This is a genomic window from Sinomonas sp. T428B (assembly GCF_056780155.1).
In genome coordinates this window covers 2,221,821-2,243,483 of record NZ_JBRAZR010000001.1, presented here as the reverse complement: position 1 = coordinate 2,243,483, position 21,663 = coordinate 2,221,821, and the positions used below count along the sequence as shown (strand labels likewise).

Genomic DNA, 21,663 nt, shown 5'->3' with positions numbered 1-21,663 from the left:
GACCATGAGCGCCGAAGACCTTGAGAACTACGAGACGGACATGGAGCTCCAGCTCTACCGCGAGTACCGGGATGTCATCTCGCTGTTCAGCTACGTCGTGGAGACAGAGCGCCGCTTCTACCTCGCCAACCATGTCGACCTGCAGGCCCGCTCGGCCGACGGCGAGGTGTACTTCGACCTCACGCTCCAGGACGCGTGGGTGTGGGACGTCTACCGCACGGCGAGGTTCGTCAAGAGCGTGCGCGTGATCACCTTCAAGGATGTCAACGTCGAGGAGCTCCCCAAGGTCGAGGACCTCGGGCTGCCCAAGGACGGCGGGCTCGGCGCGGCAGGCCTCGGGGGCTAGGGCCCGGGCTTTTCGCCGCAACCACTGACTGCTCCTCCACAGCTGCCCCCCCGGGCGAGTCGTCCACATAGGACGGCGCCCGGCCCCGCGCGGACCTCCCGGCCGCGAGTCTGGTCCCATGAGAGCCAAGGACAGACTCGGGCAGCGCGGAGAGCGGCTCGCCGAAGAATACCTGCGGTCGCACGGCGCCGCGATCCTGGACCGCAACTGGAGATGCCCGGAGGGCGAGCTCGACATCGTCGCGGACGACGCCGGGGTGCTCGTCGCCGTCGAGGTGAAGTCGCGACGATCGTGGGACTTCGGCCATCCGTTCGAGGCCGTCGACCCCGTGAAGCTCGGCCGGCTCGTCCGCCTGCTCGGTGCCTGGGCAGCTGCTCATGGCGTCAGCGGCGGACGACGGCGCGTGGACGTCATCGCGGTGACCGGCCCGGCCGGGGAGCGCAGCCGGATCGAGCACCTGCGAGGTGTCGCATGAGCGGGCTCGGGCGTGCCCTGGGCGTGGCCCTGGTGGGCCTCAACGGCTACCTCGTCGAGGTCGAGGCCGACATCCAGCAGACCCTGCCGAGCTTCGTCGTCCTCGGCCTGCCCGACTCGGCCCTCAATGAGGCGCGCGAGCGCGTCCGCAGCGCGGCCCACAACAGCGGCCTGCCGCTCACGCGGCGCAAGCTCACCGTCAACCTCATCCCGGCGTCGCTGCCGAAGCGGGGGACGGGCTTCGACCTCGCGATCGCTGTCGCGTCGCTCGCCGCGGCGGGGGACCTGCGCCCGCCCGGGGGCGTCGTCTTCCTCGCCGAGCTCGGCCTCGACGGCCGGCTGCGGCCGATCAGGGGAGTCCTGCCGGCGGTCATGGCGGCCGTGCGGGCGGGCCGTCCCGATGTCGTCGTCGCTGCAGAGAACGCCCAGGAGGCCGCGCTCGTTCCCGGGGCCATAGTCCACGCCTACGACTCCCTCGGGCAGCTCGCCCTCGAGCTCGGAGCTGACCCCCAGGCCGTGCGCCTCCCGGCACCCGGACCTGCGCGAGAGTCCACTGCCGGCGGCGGGGGAGAGGCCGGTGGCCGGCCGTCCCTCTCCGTGCCGGATCTGCGCGACGTGGCGGGGCAGTCCGAGGCCAGGTCCGCGCTCGAGGTCGCGGCCGCAGGAGGCCACCACCTGCTCTTCGTCGGACCCCCGGGGGCGGGGAAGACGATGCTCGCGGAGCGCCTCCCGGGAATCCTGCCCGATCTCGACGACGAGGCGGCGATGGAGGTCACCGCAATCCATTCCCTCTCCGGCGACCCGGGGGCCGCGCGGCAGCTCATGCGCCGCCCGCCGTTCGAGAGCCCGCACCACACGGCGAGCCCGCCGGCCATAGTCGGCGGCGGGAGCGGCGTCCCCCGGCCAGGTGCCGCGTCCAGAGCCCACCGTGGCGTACTGTTCCTCGACGAGGCGCCCGAGTACGAGCCGCGGGTCCTCGACTCGCTGCGCCAGCCGCTCGAGAGCGGAGAGCTCGTGATCCACCGGGCGGCGGGCACCGCCGCCTACCCGGCCCGCTTCCAGCTCGTCCTCGCCGCCAATCCGTGCCCGTGCGGCAACGGCTCCGGCAAGGGCCTCGACTGCACCTGCACGCCTCAGGCGCGGCGCCGGTACTTCAGCAGGATCTCGGGTCCGCTCCTGGACCGCGTCGACATCCAGCTCCACATCCGCAAGGTCTCCGCCCTGGACCTCGGCACCGAGGGTGCCGGCGAGTCGACGGGTGCCGTCGCCGCCCGCGTGCGCGAGGCCAGAGCGCGGCAGGCGGAGCGGCTCGCGCCGTTCGGGCTCGAGACCAACTCCCAGGTCCCCGGCCGCCTCCTGCGGGGGCAGTTCCGTCTGGATGCGGCGACGACGCGGCCGCTCGAGTCTGCCCTCGGCAACAACACCCTCACGGCACGCGGCTACGACCGGGTGCTGCGGCTCGCGTGGTCACTTGCGGACCTTGCGGGCGCGGACCGACCCGGCCCCGACGACGTGGGCCAAGCCCTCCTCCTCCGGCAGTCGGTGGCAGCGGCATGAGCGGCGGCACGACGCGGCACGCAGGCGCAACGGCCCTCGGGGAGGCAGGCATGGAGGACATCCGGGTGGCCCGGGCCGCGCTGTCGAGGCTCTTTGAGCCGCTGGACCCCGTCGGCACGGCTCTCGTGTCCATCCTCGGGCCGGTCGACGCTCTCCTTGTGGCGACGGGGCAGAGTCCCGCACCAGGGGCCGAGGCCGTCCTGGCTGAGCCGGCGGCTGGCCGAGGCGCCCTTGCCGCCGCCCTCGAGCGCTGGCGGCCGCGCGTCCCGCAGCTGGCACCCGAGCGGGACCTCGAGACGATCGCCCGCTTCGGCGGCCGGCTTGTGGTCCCCGAGGACGCCGAATGGCCGGACGGCCTCGACGATCTGGGGGCCGAGGCGCCCCTGTGCCTGTGGATCCGCGGGGAGGACCGACTGCCGCCCATGAAGCGCACGGTAGCGATCGTGGGTTCCCGGGACGCGACGGGATACGGCCTGTCCGTCGCCGGCGAGCTCGGCAAGGGCCTCGCGGACAGGGGCCTCACGGTCGTCAGCGGCGGCGCCTACGGCATCGACGGGCAGGCCCACCGGGCGGCCCTTGCATCGTCGTCGCGGGCCCTGCCCACGGTGGCCGTCATGGCCGGCGGTGTCGACCGCTATTACCCCTCGGGCCACGAGGACCTGCTCCGCGAGATCGCGAGGCGCGGACTCATGGTCTCCGAGCTGCCGCCCGGGGCCTCCCCGACGAGGCACCGCTTCCTCAAACGAAATCGGCTCATCGCGGCCCTCTCGTCGCTGACGGTGGTCGTGGAGGCTCGGTGGCGCTCGGGTGCCCTCAGCACCGCCCGCCGGGCGGCAGAGATCGGACGCCATGTGGCCGCGGTCCCCGGATCCGTCTTCAGCGCCAACTCCGCCGGGTGCCACCGGCTCCTGCGGGAGGGCGCGCTCTGCGTGACCGACGAGAAGGAGGCGTTCGAGCTCATGGCGGCCTCCGGCGAGGGGCTCGTCGACGAGCCGGAGATCCCGGGCCCCGCGCACGACGGGCTGTCCCTCGTGGACTTCATGCTCCTCGAGGCGCTCCCCAAGCGGCGCGGGGCAGAGGTGGAGAGCCTAGCCTCCGTGGCGGGCCTGAGCGAGGCCGAGGTCAGGGCTGGACTGGGCCGCCTGCAGCTCCTCGGCCTCTGCACGCGGTCGGAGTGGGGCTGGCGCCGGAGCGCGGACTCGTGAGGCGCGTGTCGCCTTGCCCGGGCTCGAGGCACGCGCGAGAGTGACCCAGTGAGAACAGACGCCGAGGGAACAGATGCCGAGGGAACGGACGCCGACCGGACAGGCGCTGAGGGAACGGACGCTGAGGGAACGGGCGCCGACCGGACAGGCACTGACCGTTGGTGGCGCCTCCCCGAGGGCCTCGAGGGGCCGCTCCGGGACTTCATCCGGCATCTTGGCCTCGGACGAGGACGGTCCCAGCACACCCTGCGCGCCTATGAATCCGACCTCCGCTCGCTCCTCGCTGCCGCGGCGGAGGACGGCGCATCCGTCCTCGCCGACCTCGACCTCGCCATGCTGCGCCGCTGGCTCGGGCGCCAGAGCGAGGCGGGCCTCGCCCGGTCGACGGTGGCGCGCCGGGCGGCCGCGGCGAGGTCGTTCACGGCGTGGGCCCACCGGGAGGGCCTGGTCCAGGCCGACCCGGCATTGCGCCTCCTGGCACCCAAGCGCGAACGGCACCTGCCAGAGGTCCTCCACCGGGGACAGGTGGAACGGCTCGTGGGCACCCTCGATGCCCACGCACGTTCATCGGCGGTCGAAGGCGACCCCGTCCCCGCGAGGGACCTCGCCGTCGTCGAACTCCTCTACGCGTCCGGGGCGAGAATCGGGGAGCTGGTCGGGCTCGACGTCGACGACGTCGACCTGGACAGGCGCATGCTGCGCGTGCTCGGCAAGGGCAACAAGGAGCGCAGCGTTCCCTTCGGCGTCCCCGCGGAACAGGCCCTCCGGCGCTGGCTGGCCCTGCGCGGACGGCTCGCAACCCTGGGGAGCGGACCTGCCCTCTTCCTGGGCCGCCGTGGGGGCCGGCTCGGCCAGCGGCAGGCGCGCGAGATCGTCGACCGCGCCCTCCGCGGACTGGGCGATACGTCGGCCAGCGGGCCCCACGCGCTGCGGCACACTGCGGCGACCCACCTCCTCGACGGTGGAGCGGACCTGCGGAGCGTGCAGGAGATCCTGGGCCACGCGAGCCTGGCCACGACCCAGCTCTACACGCATGTCTCCGTCGAGCGGCTGCGCGCGAGCTACCAGGCCTCCCATCCGCGGGCCTGAGATCAAGGCCCGGGCCGGGGACGAGCGGCGCGCGAACCGTGACTGACCGCAGGACAGCAGGGGTGACCGGCCGGTAGGTCGATGCGGCATTTACGGCACGGCGCACTGGCGCGGGCGTCAGGTCGTACGGCAGAATGGTCGCGAACCGCCGGTTTCGGCGTCCGCCAGGACCCGGGCCGGAGGACAACTGCATACACGTGGGTCGCTGGGCACCGCCCGCTGACGGTCGTAGGGGAAGACGTACCGGCAGCGATGGAGGATGGAATGTCTGCAGTGATGACGCGTGGTCTGCTGTTCGTGCACTCGGCACCGAGCGCGCTGTGCCCCCACGTTGAGTGGGCCATCGGCTCGGTCGTCGACAAGCGGACTGACCTCGACTGGACGGCACAGCCTGCCGCTCCGGGAATGTTCCGTGCCGAGCTCTCCTGGATAGGCGCCCCCGGCACCGGCGCGCAGCTCGCCTCCGCGCTCCGCGGCTGGGCCCACCTGCGCTACGAGGTCACCGAGGAGCCGAGCCCCGGCGTCGACGGGGCCAGATGGTCGCACACGCCAGAGCTGGGCATCTTCCATGCCATGACCGACGTTCACGGGAACATCGTGATCTCCGAGGACCGGGTGCGCTACGCCTACGAGGCCGGAGGCGGCGACCCTGCAGTCGTGTTCCACGAGCTTTCCCTCGCCCTCGGCGAGGCCTGGGACGAGGAGCTCGAACCCTTCCGCCACGCCGCGGAGGGCGCGCCCGTCCGCTGGCTCCACCGAGTCGGCTGACCCTCCACGCTCCCGCGGCCCGCTGCGGGCACCTCCTTGCAGAACAGCACTGCTTCAACACAGAACAGCACTGGGCCCGCCTCTCGGCGGGCCCAGTGCTGTTCTGTGTCTGCGCCGCCCCCTCCGGGCGGGGCATCAGACGGCTCAGCGGCTGCGGATCACGATGACCGCGTTGTGGCCGCCGAACCCGAAGGAGTTGCTGAGGGCCACGATGTCGCCTTGCGGCAGATCGCGTGCCGACGTCACGACGTCCAGCGGGATCTCCGGGTCCTGGTTGTCCAGGTTGATGGTCGCGGGGGCCCTGCGCTCGTTGACGGCGAGGACGGTGAGCACCGCCTCGACCGCACCGGAGGCGCCGAGGAGGTGGCCCATCTGCGACTTCGTGGCCGAGACAGCGACGTTGTCCACGTGCGAGCCGAGGGCGGCCTTGAGGGCGGTGTACTCGGGCTTGTCACCGACGGGGGTCGACGTCGCATGCGCGTTGACGTGGACGATGTCCTCGGGCTGGACCCGGGCGTCGAACATGGCCGCCTTGAGGGCGCGGGTCGCGCCGAGGCCCTCGGGGTCCGGGGCCGTGATGTGGTAGGCGTCGGCGGTCACCGACGTGCCGGCCAGCTCGGCGTAGATCCTCGCGCCGCGGGCGACGGCGTGCTCCTCGGCCTCGAGGACGAGCGCGCCGGCGCCCTCGCCCATGACGAAGCCGTCGCGGTCGATGTCGTAGGGGCGCGAAGCAGCCTCGGGGTCGTCGTTGCGCTTGGAGAGCGCCTGCATTGAGGCGAACGACGCGATGGGCATGGGGTGGATGGCGGCCTCGGCGCCGCCGACCATCACGACGTCGGCCTTGCCCGAGCGGATGAGCTCCTGGCCCACGCTCATCGCCTCCGTGCCGGAGGCGCACGCGGAGACCGGGGTGTGGGCACCGGCACGCGCGCCGAGGTCGAGGCTCACGGCGGCGGCGACGCCGTTCGGCATGAGCATCGGCACGGTCATCGGCAGGACACGGCGCGGGCCCTTCTCCTTGAGCGTGTCCCAGCCGTTCAGGAGCGTCCAGACGCCCCCGATGCCGGTCGCGAAGGCGACCGCGAGGCGGTCGTGGTCGACGTTCTCGATCCCGGCGTCCTTCCACGCCTCGCGGGCGGCGATGACGCCGTACTGGGTTGAGGGGTCCATTCGCTTCATCTCGACGCGGCTGAGGACCTCTTCGGCCGGGACGGTGAGCCTGGCGGCGATCTTGACGGGAAGATCGAACTGCTCCACCCAGTCGTCGGTCAGCCTGCGGACGCCCGAGACGCCCTTGAGGGCGTTCTGCCACAGGGTCGGGACATCGCCGCCGATGGGCGTCGTGGCTCCCAGGCCGGTCACAACAACTTTGCGCGCCATGCTTCGCTCTTTCACGTGTAATCGCGTCGGGCCAGCCGGAGCTGGCAGGTCAGGTCAGCGGCCGGTGCCGTGGGCACCGGCCGCTGGGAAAGCCCTAGGCCTGGGCCTTGGAGATGAAGTCGACGGCGTCTCCCACGGTCGAGAGGTTCTTGACCTCCTCGTCGGGGATGCGGACGCCGAACTTCTCCTCAGCGTTGACCACGATGGTCATCATCGAGATCGAGTCGATGTCGAGGTCGTCCGTGAAGGACTTGTTGAGCTCGACGGCCTCGGTGGCCAGGCCCGTCTCCTCGTTGATGATCTCGGCCAGACCGGCGAGGATCTCTTCGTTGCTTGCCATGTCGGCTCCTTTTCTCGGTGTGCCGGCGGATCAGCCGGATCAGGGTTCCCGGCCGCTCGTGCGGCCTGGCTTTGACGGTGCCCCGGCCAGGCGGGGCACCCCGGTCTCAGGGGAGGACGACGACCTGGGCGCCGAACACGAGGCCCGCGCCGAAGCCGATCTGGAGGGCCAGCGTGCCGCTGAGCTCCGGGTTCTCCTTCAGGAGCCTGTGGGCGGCGAGCGGGATCGAGGCCGCGGAGGTGTTGCCCGCGTCCGCGATGTCGCGCGCCACGACCACCGACTCCGGAAGCTTGAGCTGCTTGACCATCTCGTCGATGATCCGCATGTTCGCCTGGTGCGGGACGAAGGCGGAGATGTCCTCGGGGCCGACGCCGGCGACGTCGAGGGCCCGCTTCGCGACCTTGGCCATCTCCCACACGGCCCAGCGGAACACGGACTGGCCGTCCTGGCGCAGCGTCGGCCAGATCTTGGCCTCGGTGCCCAGCACGGCGGCCGCGTTGCCGGCGCCGTCGCGCTCGGCCTCGTCCGAGAGGTCCCGCACGTCGAGCAGCGAGTGGGTCATGCCGATCGTGCCCCACTTGCTCCCGTCGGAGCCCCACACCGAGGGCCCGATCCCGGGGGTCTCGGAGGGGCCGACGACGACGGCGCCCGCACCGTCGCCGAGCAGGAAGGAGATCGTGCGCTCGGTGTTGTCGATGAAGTCGCTCAGCTTCTCTGTCCCCACGACGAGGACGTACTCGGCGGCGCCGGAGCGGACGAGCGCGTCAGCCTGGGCGACCCCGTAGCAGTAGCCGGCGCACGCCGCGGAGATGTCGTAGGCCGGCGCGGGCGTCGCGTCGAGGCGGTCGGCGAGCTGGGCGGCGGCCGACGGCGTCGCGTACGGGTGCGTCACGGTCGAGACGATGACGGCGCCGAGCTGGGCTCCGTCGATCCCCGCGGCGGCGAGGGCCTCGCGGGACGCGCCCTCCGCCATGTCGATGACGCTCACGTCGGCGGGGGCCCGATGGCGCGTGACGATGCCGGTGCGCTGGCGGATCCACTCGTCGGAGGAGTCGATCCACTGGCACACGTCGTCGTTCGTGACGGTGATCGAGGGGCGGTAGGCGCCGATGCCGAGGATCCGCGAGTGCTCGTTGACCTGGGCCTGCGCCAGGACCGGGGCCGTCATACGTTCTCCTCGGCGCGTTCGGCGTCGGCCGCGAAGAGGGCCAGCGCCGCGTCGAGATCGCCCGGGGTCTTGACCGCGACGGTCTTGACGCCCTTCATCCCGCGCTTGGCCAGTCCGACGAGCGTGCCCGCCGGCGCGAGCTCGATCACGCCCGTCACGCCCTTGGCTGCGAGCGTCTCCATGCAGAGATCCCAGCGGACCGGGCGCGAGACCTGCTCGATGAGGCTGTCGACGGCCGCGCCGCCCGAGGCGACCTCCTGGCCGTCGAAGTTGGACAGGAGCGGAACCTGAGGCTCCGAGATGCCGAGGCTCGGCCGGAGCTCGGAGAGCGCGGCGACGGCCGGGGCCATGTGCTGCGTGTGGAAGGCGCCGGCGACCTTGAGCGGGACGATGCGGGCCTTCGCCGGCGGGTTGTCCGCGAGCGCCTGCAGCTGCTCGAACGTCCCTGCCGCCACGACCTGGCCACCGCCGTTGACGTTGGCCGGCACCGCGCCGGTGGCGGCGATGGCGTCGAGGACCTCCTGCGGTTCGCCGCCGAGGACGGCACTCATCCCCGTCGGCGTCACGGCCGCGGCCCGCGCCATGCCCTGCGCGCGCACCGACACGAAGCGCATCGCGTCCTCGGGGGTCAGCACGCCTGCGAGGGCGGATGCGGTGATCTCGCCGACCGAGTGGCCTGCCAGGACCACGGGCAGCTCGCTGAGCTCGACGTCGAAGAGGGTCTCGGCTGCGACGATGCCGGCAGCGACGATGAGCGGCTGCGCTACAGCGGTGTCCTTGATGGTCTCCTCGTCCGAGGTGGTGCCGTGGGCCACGAGATCCAGGCCCGCGACCTCGCCCAGGGCGCCGAGGCGCTCTGCGACGGCGGGGACCTCAAGCCACGGAGCCAGGAATCCGGGCGTCTGGGAGCCCTGTCCAGGGCAGACAATTGCTAGCACGTATCCAGCTTTCCAAATCGGGGGGCGTCCGAGCGGAGGGCTCGTGTACCAAGCTCCAGAACGCGATTTGTGGGAAGTCTACAACGCCTTCCGGGTTGCGGGCCCTCAGGCGGACCGTCCGGCGGGGCGTTCGGAGGAGGCCCTCGAGGGCGCCGAGAGCCGGCCGACGACGAGCGCTGTCTGCAGGACGAAGGCCTCCCGCGGCAGGAGGGGGTCCCAGCCCGTCACGTCGCACACCCTGCGCAGCCGGTACCGGACCGTGTTGGCGTGGACGAAGAGCTCCCGCGCGGTCGCCTCGAGCGAGTGCCCGAGCTCGAAGTAGGCGCTGAGGGTCTCGACGAGGCCGTTCGACGCCGCCATGAGCGGCCGGTAGATCTTCTGCACGAGGGCCCGCCGGGCGGCGTCGTCCCCCGCGACGACGCGCTCCGGGAGCAGGTCGTCCGCGGCGACCGGGCGCGGGGCGTTCGGCCACGCCCGAGCGGCCGAGAGTCCCGCGAAGGCCGCCTGCGCGGACGTGCTGGCCTCGAGCAGCGTCCCCGCCTCAGGGCCGAACACGACCGGGCCCGGGGCGAAGAGCTCCGCGAGGCGCGCCATGGCCCCCGGCGGGTCCTCGAGCCCGCCGAGGATGAGGATGAGCCGGTCGCCCTGGATGCCCACGAGGGCGTCCTGTGCGTAGCGGCCGGCGAGCCGCCGGAGCTCGCCGACATAGGTCGGGCTCGGCTCGAGCGGCGAGCTGCCCACCATGACGGTGAACCGCTCCTGCGCCTTCCAGCCCAGCGCGGCGATGCGCGAGCGGAGCGCGTCGGTGTTCTCGCCCCGCAGGATGGCGTCGACGATGAGGGCCTCGAGGCGCGTGTCCCACGACCCGCGGGTCTCGGCGGCGCGGGCGTACACGTCGGCCGCGGCGAAGGCCACCTCGCGCGAGTAGCGCAGGACAGCCTCCCGCAGCGCGGGCTGGTCCTCCTCCGGAGCGAGGTGCGGCACCTGGTCCTCGACGGCCTCGACCACGATCCGGATGAGCTGGAGCGCCTTCTGCAGGCTGATGGAGCGTGTGAGCTCGGTCGGGGCGTTGCCGAACACGTCAGAGAGGATCCACGAGGGCAGGGTCGGCCGCTCGTACCACGTCACGAACGCCGCGATGCCGTTCTGCGCGACGAGCCCGAGCGCCGAGCGCTCGTCGGCGCTGAGCCGGCCGTACCAGGGCAGGACCCGCTCGAGCTCCCGCATCGTCGTCGTCGAGAGCTGGCCGACGTTCGCGCGCAGCTTCTTGATGGTCTCCGCCTTCGCGGGGGAGATCGTGAGCTTGCCGTTCGGCGCGCTGCCGGGGGGGTGCTGCGGCTGGGCCATGGCACGAGCATAGGCGAGCCCGCCGCGCGGGCGCATTTTGTGCGAAGGCTACAAGGTGCGGTGCGCGGTCTCACACGGCGGTGGCCCTCCGCTGGCGGCGGCGCCGCCACGGACGACGGCGGCCCTCCCCGTGGGTGGGGAGGGCCGCCGTCGTCTGTGGTTGCCTGGCCGGGCTTCGAGTCAGCTCTCGCCGGCCCTGTTCTGCCGGTTAGCTCTCGCCGCCGGCGTTGCCGGTCGTGCCGGCGTTGACGTCCAGGAGCTGGTACTTGTCGAACGCCTGGCGCGGGGCCTCGGCGTCGACCTCGCCGCGGCGCGCGAGCATCTGCAGCGCGCGGACCACGATCGAGTGCGAGTCGATCTTGAAGTACCGGCGGGCCGCGGCACGCGTGTCGGCGAAGCCGAAGTCATCGGCGCCCAGGGTCGCGAACTCGTTCGGCAGGAACTGGCGGATCTGGTCGGGCACGGCCTTCATGTAGTCCGAGACAGCCACGATCGGGCCCGTTGCTCCGGCGAGCTGCTGGGTCACGAACGGCACGCGGGCCTCCTGGCCCGGGTTGAGGAACGCCTCCTCCTCGGCGGCCAGGCCGTCGCGGCGCAGCTCGTTCCAGGACGTCACGCTCCACACGTCGGCGGAGACGCCCCACTCGTCCGCGAGGATCTGCTGGGCCTCGAGGGCCCACGGCACGGCCACGCCCGAGGCGAGCAGCTGGGTGCGCGGGCCGTCGACCTTCGCCGGGGCGAGGAGGTAGATGCCCTTGAGCAGGCCGTCGACGTCGAGCTCCTCCGGCTCGGCCGGCTGGACGATCGGCTCGTTGTACACCGTGAGGTAGTACATGACGTTCGGGTCCTCGTGGGCGCCGCCGTACATCCGCTCGAGGCCCGCGCGCACGATGTGCCCGATCTCGTAGCCGTACGCCGGGTCATACGTGATGACCGCGGGGTTCGTCGACGCGAGGATGGGGGAGTGGCCGTCGGCGTGCTGCGTGCCCTCGCCCGTCAGCGTCGTGCGGCCCGCGGTCGCGCCGATGATGAAGCCGCGCGTCATCTGGTCCGCCGCCGCCCAGATGCCGTCTCCCGTGCGCTGGAAGCCGAACATCGAGTAGAAGACGTAGATCGGCACGAGAGCCTCGCCGTGGGTGGCGTACGAGGTGCCTGCGGCGGTGAACGCCGCGATCGAGCCGGCCTCGTTGATGCCCACGTGGACGATCTGCCCGGCCGGGGACTCCTTGTACGCGAGCACGAGGTCGCGGTCGACGGAGAGGTAGTTCTGGCCCTTGGGGTTGTAGATCTTCGCCGTCGGGAAGAACGCGTCCATGCCGAACGTGCGCGCCTCGTCGGGGATGATCGGCACGATCCGGTAGCCGAACTCCTTGTCCCGCATGAGGTCCTTGAGCAGGCGCACGAAGGCCATGGTGGTCGCGGCCTGCTGCTTGCCGGAGCCGCGCTTGGCGACCTCGTAGGACTTCTCACCCGGGAGGGCCACGGCCGTGGCGGCGTCGCGGCGCTCCGGGAGGAAGCCGCCGAGGGCCTTGCGGCGCTCCATCATGTACTGGATCTCGGGGGCGTCCTGGCCCGGGTGGTAGTACGGCGGGCGGTACGGGTCCGCCTCGAGCTGCTCGTCGGAGATCGGGATCCGCAGGTGGTCGCGGAAGTCCTTGAGGTCCTGGAGCGTGAGCTTCTTCATCTGGTGCGTCGCGTTGCGCGCCTCGAAGTGCGGGCCGAGGCCGTAGCCCTTGACCGTCTTCGCGAGGATGACCGTGGGCTTGCCCTTGAACTCCGTCGCCGCCTTGTAGGCCGCGTAGACCTTCCAGTAGTCGTGCCCGCCGCGCTTGAGGTTCCAGATGTCCTCATCGCTCAAGTCCGCGACGAGCTCCTTCGTCTCGGGGGTCTTGCCGAAGAAGTGCTCGCGCACGAACCCGCCCGACTCGGCCTTGTACGTCTGGAAGTCCCCGTCGAGCGTCGAGTTCATGATGTCGACGAGGTGGCCCTGCTTGTCCTTGGCGAGCAGGGCGTCCCACTCGCGGCCCCAAAGGACCTTGATCACGTTCCAGCCGGCGCCGCGGAAGAACGCCTCGAGCTCCTGGACGATCTTGCCGTTGCCGCGCACCGGGCCGTCGAGGCGCTGCAGGTTGCAGTTGACGACGAAGGTCAGGTTGTCCAGGTTGTCGTTGGCCGCGAGCTGGAGCAGGCCGCGGCTCTCGGGTTCGTCCATCTCGCCGTCGCCGAGGAAGGCCCAGACGTGCTGGTCGGCGGTGTCCTTGATCCCGCGGTTGTGCAGGTACTTGTTGGACTGCGCCTGGTAGATCGCGTTCATGGGGCCGATGCCCATGGAGACGGTCGGGAACTCCCAGAACTCCGGCATCATCCGCGGGTGCGGGTAGGAGGAGAGCGCATGGCCCTCGCGGGACTTCTCCTGGCGGAAGCCGTCGAGGTCCTGCTCGCTCAGGCGGCCCTCCATGAACGCCCGCGCGTACATGCCGGGGGAGGCGTGGCCCTGGAAGAAGACCTGGTCGCCTCCGCCGGGGTGGTCCTTGCCGCGGAAGAAGTGGTTGAAGCCGACCTCGTAGAGCGTGGCAGCGCCGGCGTAGGTCGAGATGTGGCCGCCGACCCCGATGCCCGGCCGCTGGCCGCGGTGGACCATGATCGCCGCGTTCCAGCGCATGTAGGCGCGGTAGCGGCGCTCCAACTCCTCGTCGCCCGGGAACTCCGGCTCCTGGTCTGCGGGAATCGTGTTCACGTAGTCGGTCGTCGTCACCATCGGGACGCCCACGCTCTGAGCACCGGCGCGCTGCAGGAGGCTGCGCATGATGTACTGCGCGCGTGCTGTGCCGCGCTCCTCGATCAGCGAGTCAAGCGACTCGATCCATTCCGCCGTCTCCTCGGGGTCACGGTCCGGGAGCTGGTTGGTCAGGCCACTCAGGATGTGCGAGGTCTCTTCTCCTACAGACACGTCCAAACCTCTCTTCGAGCCCGGTGGCCGGCGCTGGTGGCAGCCGGACGGCGGGCAGTGTTGTCGCTGCGCCCTGTGCGTGCAGGGCCTTCGTTCTGAGCGCCCTGGTGGCTGTCGGGTTCTGCGGCCAGGCTGGCACTCACGCCACACTCTAGTCGCGGGGGCCAACGATGCGTAGTGGGATACCAGCCCGACTGCCATTGTTGCGCCACGTCCGACGGGGCCCGCGGCAGGCGCCTTTCGCCCCGTTTGACGGGCCTTCACGGTGCTGCGCGCTTGAAGCCAAGGGACAAACGGTGTTGGCTTGTAGCAACGGCGACCCCGCCGGCGCGGACCTTCCAGGGAGAAGGCGCGTCAGGGCCGCCGCTTGCACGCAACGGCACGAGGAGGAAGACGTGGGCGAGACCGACACCGCCGCGGATAGCAATGTGGCGGCGCGATTGGGTTTCAAGGATGGAGACCTGATCCAGGAGTTCGGCTACGACGAGGACGTGGACTTCGGCCTGCGCGACGCGATCGAGGAAGGGGTCGGCTCCGACCTCCTCGATGAGGACGACCACGAGGTCGTCGACGGTGTCATCGTGTGGTGGCGCGACGGCGACGGCGACCTCGTCGACATGCTCGTCGACGCCCAGACCACCCTCGGCGACTCCGGCGTCATCTGGCTCCTCACGCCCAAGCAGGGGCGCGACGGCCATGTGCGGCCCATGGAGGTCCAGGAGTCGGCCCCCACGGCAGGCCTCCACTCGACGTCGTCTGTCGGCGTCTCCAAGGACTGGAGCGCCACGCGCCTCGTCCGGAAGAAGCAGTAGTGCAGGCTCGCCCCGCCGTGCCCGAGCTGGGCAGCACGGCGCCTGACTTCGAGCTGCCCAGCCAGTTCGGAGAGCCGGTCCGGCTTTCCTCCTACCGTGGGCGCCCCGTCGTCGTGCTGTTCTACCCGTTCGCCTTCTCGGGCATCTGCACCGGCGAGCTGTGCGAGGTGCGCGACGCGTGGGATGCCTTCGCCGCGGTCGACGCCGAGGTGCTCGCCGTCTCGGTCGACAGCAAGTTCGCGCTGCGCGCCTACGCGTCGGCCGAGGGATACGCGTTCCCGCTCCTCTCCGACTTCTGGCCGCACGGCGAGGTCGCACGCAGCTACGGGGTCTTCGACGAGGAGAGCGGCATGGCCCTGCGCGGGACGTTCATCCTCGACGCCGAGGGCGCCGTCCGCTACCGCGTCGTGAACCCTCGGGGCCAGGCGAGGGAGCTCGCCGAGTACCGGGCAGCCCTTCAAGAAATCACAAAGCAGGCCGGGGTCGCCGGGGCGTAGCTCGGCGTGCGGTAGAGTGGAACACCGCCGGCGGCGCACAGCAGCCGGCGAACGGGTCTTTAGCTCAGCTGGTAGAGCGCCACGCTTACACCGTGGATGTCATCGGTTCGATCCCGGTAGGACCCACTGCCAAGCTCGTCGCATTCCTGGAGAGTGCGGCGGGCTCCTGCCGTTTCCGGGTGGACGCGCGGGAGGCCGAGGCGCCCGGGCATGGAACGAGCCTCCCGCCGCGACCATTGGGGGGTTCGCCGCGGCGGGAGGCTCTGACTTGAATATAGGGTGAACGGCCCCCGAAATCAAACACGTGTGTGCAATCTTCCTTCGGTGCTTTCCGCAGCGGCGCCGCTCGAGGCCGCGCCACTATGATGTATCTCGTTCAGCAGAGTGAACTTATTTCAAGGGAGCACCATGGCGGTCACAGCCTCGTCCGCGGCGCAGTCCACCTCGTCACCGTCTGCAGCGCCGGCGGTTCTGCGGGCGGCTGCCCTGCTCGACGTCCTCGCTGCGGCGCCGAGCGGCAGGGTGACGCTCAGCGACCTCGCCAGGGAGCTCGGCATCCCGAAGTCGTCGACGTCGAACCTGCTGGCAGCGCTCGAGGAGTCGAGGCTCGTCACCCGCGAGGGCTCCGAATTCTCGCTGGGCCGCAAGCTCGTCGAGCTCGGCGCTGCATATCTGAGCCGGCGGGACGAGATCCAGGAGTTCTACCGCTTCTGCGCCCAGTCCGAGGCCCTCGCGCGCCAGACGGTGCGGATCGCGCTCCTGGACGGCGACCAGATCATCTACCTGGCCCGCTACGAGGGCCATCCCGCGGTGCGCCTCACCTCTGCCATCGGGGACCGCATGCCCGCCTCCCTCTCCGCGGTGGGCAAGGCGCTCCTGGCCCGCCTGCACGAGCGCGACTGGGAGGAGATGTTCCCCGATGACGCGCAGCTGCCCGTCCTCACGGAGCACTCCATCAGGACCGGGGCGGAGCTCAAGGCGCAGCTGCGCACTATCAAGGAGCAGGGCTTCGCCTTCGAGGACGAGGAGTCGGCCATCGGCGTCGTGTGCCTCGGCGTGCCCGTGCCGACGCGCGGGGCGCACGGCCCGAGCCTCGGCGTCTCCGTGACCTACCTCAAGGCCACGTTCACCGAGGAGGCCAAGGAGGCCATGGTCGCGGAGCTCAAGGACCTCGCCAAGGTCCTCGGAAATCCGATGGGCTGAACCCTTTTCACTTCATTGGACGGCAGTTCAGAATCTTGTACTGTGTTCACTAGAGTGATCGGCTTCATGCCGCACTGAGGTGTTCGCCCCTCTCGCAGGGGCGCGTCCAAAGGAGTACACATGCACACCAGGGATCTCGGCACGCCCGTCGACGCGGACGCCCAGGACGCCCGCGTCGATCCCGACCAGCTCAAGCGGGCGACGCTCGCGAGCTCCATCGGCTCGGCCCTCGAGTACTACGACTTCTACATCTTCGGCCTCGCCACGGCGCTCGTGTTCGCGCCCCTCTTCTTCGCCCCGTTCGGCGACGCGAAGGTCATCGCGAGCTTCGCGACCTTCGGCATCGCCTACGTCGCCAGGCCGCTGGGCGGCGTGCTCTTCGGGTTCATCGGCGACCGGTGGGGGCGGAAGGTCGTCCTCCTGAGCACCATCGCGCTCATGGGATCGGCGTCCTTCCTCATCGGCTTCCTCCCGACCTACAGCCAGATCGGCGCGGCCGCGCCGATCCTCCTGGTCGCGCTGCGCATCCTGCAGGGCCTCGGCGCCGGCGCCGAGCAGGCAGGCGCCACGACCCTCATCTCCGAGGTGGCGCCATCGCGCCGGCGCGGCTTCTTCGCCGCGCTGCCCTTCGTGGGCATCCAGCTCGGCACGCTCCTCGGGGCGGGCACGTTCGCGCTCATGGGGCTCGTCGAGCCGCAGATCGTCCAGGACTGGCTGTGGCGCGTGCCCTTCCTCTCGTCCTTCATCCTGATCGTCGTCGCCGTCGTCATCCGGCTCAAGCTCAAGGAAACCCCGGTCTTCCAGGAGCTCGAGAAGCACAAGGACGTCGTCAAGAACCCCGTGGGAGCGGTGTGGCGCAGCTCGAAGTGGGCCGTGCTCAAGGGCATCGGCATCCGCATGGCGGAGAACGGGAACTCCTCCATCTTCTCAGCGCTGACCGTCTCGTTCCTCGGCACGCTTGCGGTCTACAAGGACAACAAGACCCTCGGCCCGGCCTCGCTCCTCGTCGCCGCCGCAGTCTCCGTCATCGCCGTCGTGCTCTTCGGATGGCTCTCCGACCGCTATGGCCGCGTCCCGGTCTACCGCTACGGCGCCCTGTTCCAGGCCGTGATCGCCTTCCCGGCGTTCTACCTGCTGACGCTCGGGCAGGTCTGGCTCGTCATCGTCGTCGTCACCGTGGGCATCGGCCTGGGCGTGCAGTCGATGCTCGGGCCGCAGTGCGCCCTCCTGCCGGAGATGTTCGGCGCGAGCCACCGCTTCACCGGCGTCGCGCTGAGCCGCGAGATCTCCGCGATGCTCGCCTCGGGTCTCGTCCCGGTGCTCATCGCCATGGCGCTCGAGGCCACGGGGAACTCCTGGACCGTGCTCGCCGGCTTCTCCCTCGCGCTCTCCCTCATCACCTTCGCGACGACGTTCGCGCTCCGGGAGACGCGCGGGCGCGACCTGGCGCTCCTCGAGGACGGCGCCTGAGCCCTCTCGCCCAATCCCACAACGAGGGCCCGGCGCCAATGCGGTGCCGGGCCCTCGGGGCTGCTGACGATCAGTGGAAGTGGACCGGGTCCACGCGCGATCAGTAGAAGTGGACCGGGTCCACACGATGGGGGAGCTCGCGGCCGTCGAGGAAGCGGCGGAGGTTGTCCTGGAAGCGCTCGGCGATGAGGCGGTTCTCCGCGACGCTGAGCGCCGAGGTGTGCGGCGAGACCATGACGCGCGGGTGGGACCACAGGGGGCTGTCCACGGGGAGCGGCTCGACGGCGAACACGTCGAGGCACGCGTATCCGACCTGTCCGGACTCGAGGGCCTCAAGCAGTGCCTCCTCGTCCACGACCGTCCCGCGGCCGACGTTCACGAGCACGGTCCCCGGACGCATGCCGGCGAACACCTCCCGGCCGATGAGGCGCTCGGTGTAGGGGGTGCCGGGCAGCGTGTTCACGAGGGCGTCCGCCGTCGCGACCAGAGACGGCAGGTCCTCGCTCGCGGCCACGCGCTCGATGCCCTCGATGGGCGCGACCGACCGCTTCGTCCCGCTCACGCGCAGGCCGAGAGCGCGGCAGAGGCGGGCCGTCTCGAGGCCGATCTCTCCGAGCCCGGACACCACGACGTGCGAGCCCGAGGCCAGGCGGGTGGGGATGCGCAGCGCAGGCCAGTGCCGCTCGCGCTGGTCCTGCGCCATCTCCGCGGTCCGCTTGAAGCCGTTGAGGATGCCCATGACGGCGAACTCGGCGAGGGGGAGGGCATGCACACCTGCCGACGTCGTGACCATCACGCGCTCGAGGTCCGCCTGCGGGACCCCGGAGGCCTTGACGGCCCCGCCGGCCCCGGCGGCCATGGCGTGGACCCAGCGCAGCGACGGGTTCTCGGCCACGACGCGGGCGAAGCCGGCGGGAGACTCGTTCGGGAAGCCGTAGAGCACGTCCGCGGAGTTGACGAGCTTCCAGTACCGCTCCTCCTGCTCGGGGGTGCGGCGGAAGGCCGGGTCGCCGGAGTGGTCGGCGGGGAAGCGCTCGGGCGGGAGCAGGTCCGGCTCGTAGAGGACGGTCACCGCGGGATCCACGGCGCCGATCTGGGCCACGTGCTCTTCTTCGAGGGGGACGGCGATGGCCACCCTGAGGGTTGCATGAGTCATGTTGTTCATCATACTGAATGATGGATAGGATGCTGAACATTTCGTGAGGTTGCATAGGCGGCCCACGAGGCACGAGAAGGAGAGGGCAATGGCGCTGAAGGCCGGATTCGTCGGACTGGGACTCATGGGAGGGCCCATGGCGGCACGCCTCCTCGGCGCCGGCTGGGAGGTCCACGGCTGGAACAGGTCCGCCGCCGCTCTCGAGGCCTTCGCGGGCGCCGGCGGCACGCCGGTGGAGGCGACCTCGCAGCTCGCCGGCCTCGACACCGTTGTCTTCATGCTCCCCGACCTGCCCATGATCGAGGAAGCCTGCGCCCCGATCCTCGAAGGGTGGAGGGTCAGCCCGCCCACGCGCCGCACCCGCATCGTCGTCATGAGCAGCGTCTCGCCCGTCGCCGTGAAGGAGTTCGGCGCTCACGTCGCGGACGCGAGCGGCGGGCTCGCCGCCGTCGTCGACGCGCCCGTGAGCGGGGGGCGGCAGGCCGCCGTCGACGGAACGCTCGCGATCATGGCCGGCGGGGACGCGGACGACGTCGAGGCCCTCGCCCCGCTCTTCGCGCCCCTGTCGCGCAGCGTCCAGCGCCTCGGCGGCCTCGGGGCCGGCTCCCTCGCCAAGGCCTGCAACCAGCTCATCGTGGGCACGACGGCGGCCGCGCTGGCCGAGGCGGCCGTCGTCGCCGAGAGCGCCGGGATCGAGGCCGGCGAGCTCTTCGCCGCGCTCTCCGGCGGGCTCGCGGGCAGCCGCGTGCTCGACCAGCTCGGTCCGCGCATGGCCGCGCGCGACTACATCGTCACGGGGCCCGCCCAGTTCATGGCCAAGGACCTGCGCTTCGTCACCGCCGCGGCGGTGGCCGGCGGCGTGCAGGCGCCGCTCGCCGAGGCGGCCCTGCGGCTCTACGCCGACCTCGTCGAGGCCGGCCTCGGCGGCGAGGACCTCGCCGTCGTCCACCATCTGCTCCGCGTCCGCAGCGGCCTCGCCGCGGCGGAGGACGCCGCGGAAGCACGCTGACGAACGGAACCCCCGTGACCACCATGACCTCCCCCTTCGACCTCACGGGGCGCACCGCCCTCGTCACCGGCTCGAGCCGGGGCATCGGCCGCGCCCTCGCCTCGGGCCTCGCCGCCGCCGGCGCCCAGGTCGTCCTCCACGGCGTCGACCCCGCCCGCCTCGAGGCCGCCCGCGCAGCCCTGGCCGCCGTGCACGGCCCGGGGCGCGTGCACGCGGTCGCCTTCGACATCACGGACCCGGCCGCGGTCGCCGACGGCGTGCTGGCCGCCGAGGGGGCCGCCGGCCCGCTCGACATCCTCGTGAACAACGCGGGCATCCAGCACCGCGTCCCGATGCTCGACCTCGACCCGGCCGACTGGTCCCGCGTCCTCGACACGAACCTCACGAGCGCGTTCCTCGTGGGGCGCGAGGCCGCCCGGGGCATGGTCGCGAGGGGCAGGGGCAAGATCGTGAACATCTGCTCGGTCCAGTCCGAGCTGGCCCGGCCGACAATCGCCGCGTACACGGCGGCCAAGGGAGGCCTGCGCAATCTCACCCGGGCCATGACGGCGGAGTGGGCCTCGGCCGGGCTCCAGGTCAATGCGATCGCCCCCGGCTACATCCACACCGAGATGACCCAGGGGCTCGTCGACGATCCCGAGTTCAACGGCTGGATCCTCGGCCGCACCCCTGCGGCTCGCTGGGGCACGGTCGAGGACCTCGTCGGCCCCGTCGTCTGGCTCGCCTCGGACGCCTCGGCCTTCGTCAACGGCCAGACGATCTTCGTCGACGGCGGCATGACCGCCGTCGTCTGAGCACCCCGGAAGGAACCATGGACCACGCCAACATCGCCGTCGTCGCGCGACCGGGCGGCCAGCTCGCCGTCGAGGAGCGCCCCGTGCCCTGGCCCGCCGCGGACGAGGCGCTCGTGCGCATCGAGTACGGGGGCATCTGCGGCTCGGACCTGCACTACTGGCTCCACGGCGCGGCGGGGGAGTCGATCCTCGAAGCGCCCATGGTGCTCGGCCACGAGGTCGTCGGCACGGTCGTGCAGCCCGCGGCCGACGGCGGGGGCCCCGCCGAGGGCGCGCCGGTCGCCGTCCACCCGGCCTCGCCGGGGCATGGCAGAGCACGGTACCCGGCCGACCGGCCGAACCTCTCCCCGGGCTGCACCTATCTCGGCAGCGCAGCCCGCCGCCCGCACACCGACGGCGCCTTCGCCCGCTACGCGGCCCTCCCCGCGCGCATGCTGAGGCCCCTGCCCCCGGGCCTGGGGCTGCGCGACGCTGCCGTGGCCGAGCCCGCCGCGGTCGCCTGGCACGCCGTCGAGCGCGCGGGAGACGTCGCCGGGAAGCGCGTGCTCGTCGTCGGAGCGGGTCCCATCGGAGCGCTGACTGTCGCGGTGCTGCGGCGGGCGGGGGCGGGCGAGATCATCGTCTCCGACGTCCACGAGCGTCCCCGCGCCGCGGCCCTTGCCCTCGGCGCCACCGCGGCACTCGATGCGGCCGACACTGACGCTGTCGACGCCGTCGACGCGGACGTCGTCATCGAGTCCTCAGGCTCGCACCACGGCCTCGCGGCGGCCCTCCGCGGTGCGACCCGGGGCGGCCGCGTGATCATGCTCGGCCTCCTTCCCCCGGGCCCCCAGCCGGTGCCGGTCTCGCTGGCGATCGCGCGCGAGCTCGAGCTCGTCGGGTCGTTCCGCTTCAACGCCGAGATCGACGACGTCCTGGCCGCGCTGAGCGACGGCTCCCTCGTGGCTGGGGGCGTCGTGACCCACGAGTTCCGGGCCGAGGACGCGCTCGAGGCGTTCGGGGTCGCGCGTGATTCCTCGGCCTCCGGCAAGGTGCTGCTCCGCTTCTGAACCGAGGGGGGCGCGAAAGTGAGGCATGCCGAAATAAGATGTCAAACAGTGATCCCCCATTCCGCCGTCAACTAGCCTTGTCTGCGGAACCCCAGTGAAGAGACGGAGAGT

General features: G+C 71.5%; 20 protein-coding genes and 1 tRNA gene. 14 read left to right on the top strand and 7 right to left on the bottom strand.

What is annotated here, in order from left to right; genetic code table 11:
* Positions 1-4 precede the first annotated feature (4 nt).
* The 6 genes from ACUYMY_RS10305 (at position 5) to ACUYMY_RS10280 (ending at position 5,439) form a co-directional block, all read left to right on the top strand.
* Positions 5-346, top strand: a complete 342-nt coding sequence (locus ACUYMY_RS10305; RefSeq protein ID WP_077487683.1) for a DUF2469 domain-containing protein — start codon at positions 5-7, stop codon at positions 344-346.
* Between the two features lie 118 nt (positions 347-464).
* On the top strand, positions 465-821 hold the full coding sequence (locus tag ACUYMY_RS10300) for a YraN family protein (protein ID WP_481703469.1): 357 nt from the start codon (positions 465-467) through the stop codon (positions 819-821).
* Positions 818-2,377, top strand: a complete 1,560-nt coding sequence (locus ACUYMY_RS10295) for a YifB family Mg chelatase-like AAA ATPase (protein WP_481703468.1) — start codon at positions 818-820, stop codon at positions 2,375-2,377. Before ACUYMY_RS10300 ends, ACUYMY_RS10295 begins: the two co-directional genes overlap by 4 nt.
* The gene (gene dprA / locus ACUYMY_RS10290; protein ID WP_481703467.1) at positions 2,374-3,582 is read left to right on the top strand and encodes a DNA-processing protein DprA; all 1,209 of its coding nucleotides are present in this window, start codon (positions 2,374-2,376) and stop codon (positions 3,580-3,582) included. The genes ACUYMY_RS10295 and dprA overlap by 4 nt, the downstream gene beginning before the upstream one ends.
* A 204-nt stretch (positions 3,583-3,786) precedes the next feature.
* On the top strand, positions 3,787-4,671 hold the full coding sequence (locus ACUYMY_RS10285; RefSeq protein WP_481705037.1) for a tyrosine-type recombinase/integrase: 885 nt from the start codon (positions 3,787-3,789) through the stop codon (positions 4,669-4,671).
* Between the two features lie 264 nt (positions 4,672-4,935).
* On the top strand, positions 4,936-5,439 hold the full coding sequence (locus tag ACUYMY_RS10280) for a DUF3145 domain-containing protein (protein ID WP_481703466.1): 504 nt from the start codon (positions 4,936-4,938) through the stop codon (positions 5,437-5,439).
* Positions 5,440-5,583: 144 nt separating this feature from the next.
* On the opposite strand, the gene fabF is transcribed toward ACUYMY_RS10280, so the two are convergent.
* The 6 genes from fabF to aceE all read right to left on the bottom strand — a co-directional run bounded on the left by fabF (position 5,584) and on the right by aceE (position 13,562).
* Complete coding sequence (gene fabF / locus ACUYMY_RS10275) at positions 5,584-6,819, bottom strand: beta-ketoacyl-ACP synthase II (RefSeq protein WP_481703465.1); 1,236 nt, start codon at positions 6,817-6,819, stop codon at positions 5,584-5,586.
* A 94-nt stretch (positions 6,820-6,913) separates the two neighbouring features.
* Positions 6,914-7,159: an acyl carrier protein gene (locus ACUYMY_RS10270; RefSeq protein WP_481703464.1), complete on the bottom strand. Its 246-nt coding sequence runs from the start codon at positions 7,157-7,159 to the stop codon at positions 6,914-6,916.
* Positions 7,160-7,265: 106 nt separating this feature from the next.
* Positions 7,266-8,327, bottom strand: a complete 1,062-nt coding sequence (locus ACUYMY_RS10265) for a beta-ketoacyl-ACP synthase III (RefSeq protein WP_481703463.1) — start codon at positions 8,325-8,327, stop codon at positions 7,266-7,268.
* The gene (locus ACUYMY_RS10260) at positions 8,324-9,265 is read right to left on the bottom strand and encodes an ACP S-malonyltransferase (RefSeq protein ID WP_481703462.1); all 942 of its coding nucleotides are present in this window, start codon (positions 9,263-9,265) and stop codon (positions 8,324-8,326) included. Before ACUYMY_RS10260 ends, ACUYMY_RS10265 begins: the two co-directional genes overlap by 4 nt.
* A gap of 105 nt (positions 9,266-9,370) precedes the next feature.
* On the bottom strand, positions 9,371-10,612 hold the full coding sequence (locus ACUYMY_RS10255) for a PucR family transcriptional regulator (RefSeq protein ID WP_481703461.1): 1,242 nt from the start codon (positions 10,610-10,612) through the stop codon (positions 9,371-9,373).
* Positions 10,613-10,820: 208 nt separating this feature from the next.
* Positions 10,821-13,562, bottom strand: coding sequence for a pyruvate dehydrogenase (acetyl-transferring), homodimeric type (aceE, locus tag ACUYMY_RS10250; protein WP_481703460.1), 2,742 nt, complete (start codon positions 13,560-13,562; stop codon positions 10,821-10,823).
* Positions 13,563-13,957: 395 nt separating this feature from the next.
* Here aceE and ACUYMY_RS10245 point away from each other — a divergent pair, with 395 nt between their 5' ends.
* The 5 genes from ACUYMY_RS10245 to ACUYMY_RS10225 all read left to right on the top strand — a co-directional run bounded on the left by ACUYMY_RS10245 (position 13,958) and on the right by ACUYMY_RS10225 (position 17,544).
* Positions 13,958-14,374 (top strand): DUF3052 domain-containing protein, encoded by a 417-nt coding sequence (locus ACUYMY_RS10245; protein ID WP_481703459.1) that lies wholly within the window; start codon positions 13,958-13,960, stop codon positions 14,372-14,374.
* On the top strand, positions 14,374-14,871 hold the full coding sequence (locus tag ACUYMY_RS10240) for a peroxiredoxin (protein WP_481703458.1): 498 nt from the start codon (positions 14,374-14,376) through the stop codon (positions 14,869-14,871). The genes ACUYMY_RS10245 and ACUYMY_RS10240 overlap by 1 nt, the downstream gene beginning before the upstream one ends.
* Positions 14,872-14,924: 53 nt before the next feature.
* Positions 14,925-14,997 (top strand) — tRNA-Val (locus tag ACUYMY_RS10235).
* 282 nt (positions 14,998-15,279) lie between these two features.
* Positions 15,280-16,074 carry an IclR family transcriptional regulator gene (locus tag ACUYMY_RS10230; protein ID WP_481703457.1) on the top strand — a complete coding sequence of 265 codons (795 nt, stop codon included), beginning with the start codon at positions 15,280-15,282 and terminating at the stop codon, positions 16,072-16,074.
* A gap of 120 nt (positions 16,075-16,194) precedes the next feature.
* Complete coding sequence (locus tag ACUYMY_RS10225; protein WP_481703456.1) at positions 16,195-17,544, top strand: MFS transporter; 1,350 nt, start codon at positions 16,195-16,197, stop codon at positions 17,542-17,544.
* Positions 17,545-17,644: 100 nt separating this feature from the next.
* Here ACUYMY_RS10225 and ACUYMY_RS10220 read toward each other — a convergent pair whose 3' ends face one another.
* Complete coding sequence (locus ACUYMY_RS10220; protein ID WP_481703455.1) at positions 17,645-18,712, bottom strand: D-2-hydroxyacid dehydrogenase; 1,068 nt, start codon at positions 18,710-18,712, stop codon at positions 17,645-17,647.
* A gap of 76 nt (positions 18,713-18,788) precedes the next feature.
* On the opposite strand from ACUYMY_RS10220, the gene ACUYMY_RS10215 reads away from it, so the two are divergent.
* Genes ACUYMY_RS10215 through ACUYMY_RS10205 form a run of 3 tightly spaced genes read left to right on the top strand, consistent with a single transcriptional unit; the run spans position 18,789 to position 21,552 of the window.
* The gene (locus ACUYMY_RS10215) at positions 18,789-19,709 is read left to right on the top strand and encodes an NAD(P)-dependent oxidoreductase (protein ID WP_481703454.1); all 921 of its coding nucleotides are present in this window, start codon (positions 18,789-18,791) and stop codon (positions 19,707-19,709) included.
* Positions 19,710-19,732: 23 nt separating this feature from the next.
* Positions 19,733-20,503 (top strand): SDR family oxidoreductase, encoded by a 771-nt coding sequence (locus tag ACUYMY_RS10210; RefSeq protein WP_481705036.1) that lies wholly within the window; start codon positions 19,733-19,735, stop codon positions 20,501-20,503.
* A 17-nt stretch (positions 20,504-20,520) separates the two neighbouring features.
* Positions 20,521-21,552 carry a zinc-binding dehydrogenase gene (locus ACUYMY_RS10205; RefSeq protein ID WP_481703453.1) on the top strand — a complete coding sequence of 344 codons (1,032 nt, stop codon included), beginning with the start codon at positions 20,521-20,523 and terminating at the stop codon, positions 21,550-21,552.
* Positions 21,553-21,663: the final 111 nt, after the last annotated feature.